At 62.6% G+C, this 3,280-nt stretch carries 3 protein-coding genes; 2 read left to right on the top strand and 1 reads right to left on the bottom strand.

Going from position 1 to position 3,280, the window contains the following annotated elements; genetic code table 11:
- Nucleotides 1-393: 393 nt before the first annotated feature.
- Nucleotides 394-1,506: a Fic family protein gene (locus tag DSX2_RS12105; protein WP_020881389.1), complete on the top strand. Its 1,113-nt coding sequence runs from the start codon at nucleotides 394-396 to the stop codon at nucleotides 1,504-1,506.
- 91 nt (nucleotides 1,507-1,597) lie between these two features.
- Here DSX2_RS12105 and DSX2_RS18940 read toward each other — a convergent pair whose 3' ends face one another.
- Nucleotides 1,598-1,804, bottom strand: coding sequence for a tautomerase family protein (locus DSX2_RS18940; RefSeq protein ID WP_084486581.1), 207 nt, complete (start codon nucleotides 1,802-1,804; stop codon nucleotides 1,598-1,600).
- A gap of 209 nt (nucleotides 1,805-2,013) precedes the next feature.
- On the opposite strand from DSX2_RS18940, the gene msrA reads away from it, so the two are divergent.
- Nucleotides 2,014-3,135 carry a peptide-methionine (S)-S-oxide reductase MsrA gene (gene msrA / locus DSX2_RS12110; protein WP_020881390.1) on the top strand — a complete coding sequence of 374 codons (1,122 nt, stop codon included), beginning with the start codon at nucleotides 2,014-2,016 and terminating at the stop codon, nucleotides 3,133-3,135.
- Nucleotides 3,136-3,280: the final 145 nt, after the last annotated feature.

The raw sequence follows: 3,280 nt of genomic DNA on the forward strand, positions 1-3,280 counted from the left end.
TCCCTGCTCCCCCTCTCCCGCACCCTCTCCCCCTCATCCCCCGAAACTTTTCGGTTCGCTTCGCGGGGCCTGACGAGAGCGTCAGTCCGGTCGGACACACCGTTCAGTCAGCCCCAAATTAGCATTAAACAAAACATAGATTTATTAGACGCAATTTTTTTTGCGCCTTGTGCAATTTACACAACGAATCCGGCTGACGATACGCAAATCCTATACGTCTCCATCTTCCAAGATTTTTTGCTCCCTTTCGCCTACGTTTCCACGTGAAGCAATTCGATCAGCCTATTTCCATCTAGTGCAAATGTGGAATTAGTGTTAAACGAAGTGTGGTTTTGCTAGACGCAAACTTTCTTGCGCCTCATGCAATTAACGCAACGGATAAACATAAGACCTATGCGCCCCTTCATTCCCCAACGCCTGCCTATCACGGAAATTGAATGGGAGCGCCTCATTCCCAGCATCGGCAAGGCAAACAGGGCGCTGGCCTTGTACGACGGCCTGCTCCAAGGCATACCGGAGCCCGCTGTTCTGCTCTCCCCCCTGACCACCCAGGAGGCCGTCCTCTCCTCCAAAATCGAGGGCACGCAGGCGACCCTGGGCGAAGTGCTGAAATTCGACGCGGGCGAGTCGCCCAAGGAAGAAGAACGCCGCCGGGACATCGGCGAGATAGTCAACTACCGCCGCGCGCTGTTCTATGCCCAGTCGACGCTGGCTGATCGCGCTTTCACCCTCTCGCTGTTGAAAGAACTTCACGCCATCCTCCTGGATAGCGTACGCGGGGAGAACAAGCAGCCGGGACTGTTCCGTACCACCCAGAACTGGATCGGCCCCTCGGGAACGCCCATGGAACAGGCGCTCTTCGTGCCGCCGGAGCCGATCCTTCTTCCCGAGTATCTCGAGAACTGGGAGGAATACTACCACAGGGAGAGGCCGGATCCGTTCGTGCAGCTCGCCGTTCTCCATGCGCAGTTCGAGATCCTGCACCCCTTCAATGACGGCAACGGACGGCTTGGCCGCATGCTCGTGCCGCTCTTCCTCTTCGAGCGCAAGATTCTTTCAAGTCCCATGTTCTATCTCTCGAGCTACCTCGAGAAGCACAGGGACCGTTATGTAGCCGCGCTACGCCAGCTTGGCGTCGAGCAGGGGGCTTGGAACGCCTGGATTGAGTTCTTCCTGACCGCGATCAGCGAGCAGGCAGGGATCAATACCGACAAGGTACGCGCCATCATGAGCCTCTACGCCGAGCTCAAGGAACGTGTGCTACGGTTGACCCATTCGCAATATGCCGTCCCCTTGCTCGACAGACTCTTCGCGCGTCCGATCTTCCAAGCGGCCCAGCTCGCCACGGACCCGGCCATGCCAAGCCGTCCCATGATCTCGAACCTGCTTGGTAAGCTCAAACAGGACGGCATCCTCTCCGTCCTGAGTCCAGGCAGCGGACGGCGAGGGGAGACGCTGATTCTCTCCGGGCTGGTCAACCTGTGCGAGGGCAAGGCGCTCTTCTGATCCCCTGGGGCGCTTTCTTTTCGGAACACATCAGTACCCCCTTCGCCCTCCGGGCAGCGATGCGCGGCCTGTCCCGCCGCCCCCTCGAGCCTCAGGCATACTGCGCCACGCCTTCGCCGAAGGAGCAGTTCTCCTTGACCACCTCCACGAGGTTCACCATCACGTCGGCCCTCGGGATGCCGAGCGCCTTCTCGAGCCCGTCGGCTAGGGCCGTGTAGATCTTCTGCTTGAGTTCTACGGTGCGGCCGGTCAGGCCTCCCCTGCCCCCCTTCGCATCCTGGCTCTCTTCAAACGCTATGCCTTTCCCGCCTTCCTCCTCCGCCTTCCCCTTTCCGACCTTCGCCTCACCCTCTTCCCCTCTTCGGCCTTTCCGCCTTTCCGCTTTCTCTCCACGTCCCTTCTCCCTTCCGCTGCTTCCCGGTTTCTTCCCTTGCGCGTGCGGCCGAACGTGCTATTTTGGACCAAATCGGCGTTTTTCCTTCGACCCTTTTCCACGGGAGGAAAGGCATGTTCCTCGCACGACAGGCATCGTTCTGGTTGTTCGCCCTGGCCGTGGTCCTCGGCCTGGGGCTTTGCTGCGGCGCGGCGCAGGCCAAGGTCACGGCGCAGGACCTGAAGCCGAGGCCCGGCGAGAGCGTGGCCACCTTCGCGGGCGGCTGCTTCTGGTGCACCGAGGCCGATTTCGAGAAGGTGCCCGGCGTGACGCGGGTCTACTCGGGCTTTTCAGGCGGCACGGAGGTCAACCCGACCTACGAGGAGAACTCGGCGGGCCTGACCCACCACCTGGAGAGCGTGCAGGTCTTCTTCGACCCGAAGAAGGTCAGCTACGAGCAGCTCGTGGACTACTTCTGGCACCACATCGACCCCACCGACCCCGGCGGCCAGTTCGTGGACCGCGGCAAGCAGTACCGCTCTGCCATCTTCTACCACGACGAGAAGCAGAAGGAGATCGCCGAGGCCTCCAAGGAGCGGCTGGCCGCCTCCAAGGTCTTCGGCGACAAGCCCATCGTCACCGAGATCAGGCCCTACACCGCCTTCTACCCGGCCGAGGACTACCACCAGCAGTACGCCAGGAAGAATCCCCTGCGCTACCGCTACTACCGCTTCGGCTCGGGCCGCGACCAGTTCCTGGAGAAGGTCTGGGGCGACCAGGGCAAGATAACCGCCCTGCCCGTGCCCCCGCCGGGGCCCCCGTTCGTCAAGCCCAGCCGCGAGGAGCTCGAGAAGAAGCTCACGCCCATGCAGTTCGAGATCACCCAGAACGACGGCACCGAGCCGCCCTTCAAGAACGAGTACTGGGACAACCACCGCCCCGGCATCTACGTGGACGTGGTCTCGGGCGAGCCCCTGTTCAGCTCCACGGACAAGTTCGACTCCGGCACCGGCTGGCCGAGCTTCACCAAGCCGCTCGAGCCCGGCAACGTCGTGGAGCGCCACCACGGCACCCTCTTCAACCAGCGCGTGGAGGTGCGCAGCCGCTTCGCCGACTCCCACCTGGGCGACGTCTTCATGGACGGCCCCCCGCCCACCCACCTCCGCTACTGCATCGACTCCGCGGCGCTGCGCTTCATCCCCAAGGCCGACCTGCAAAAGGACGGCTACGGCAAGTACCTGAGCCTCTTCAAGTAGACCCGCGCGGGAGGGAGAGAGGGACGCTTCATGGAGTCCTTCCCCCCTCCCGCCGCCCCGCCGCGCCCCTCAGGCCGCGCCGAGCGCCCCGGATGCCCCGGATGCCCCGGATGCGCGGAGCGCAAAAAAGCCGGGCCCCCGCGCA

It is taken from the genome of Desulfovibrio sp. X2 (genome assembly GCF_000422205.1).
Classification (GTDB): domain Bacteria; phylum Desulfobacterota; class Desulfovibrionia; order Desulfovibrionales; family Desulfovibrionaceae; genus Alkalidesulfovibrio.

Bases quoted from the DNA above. Each gene is read 5' to 3' on its own strand.
- DSX2_RS12105 (WP_020881389.1), top strand. From the start codon at position 394: ATGCGCCCCTTCATTCCCCAACGCCTGCCTATCACGGAAATTGAATGG.
- msrA (WP_020881390.1), top strand. From the start codon at position 2,014: ATGTTCCTCGCACGACAGGCATCGTTCTGGTTGTTCGCCCTGGCCGTG.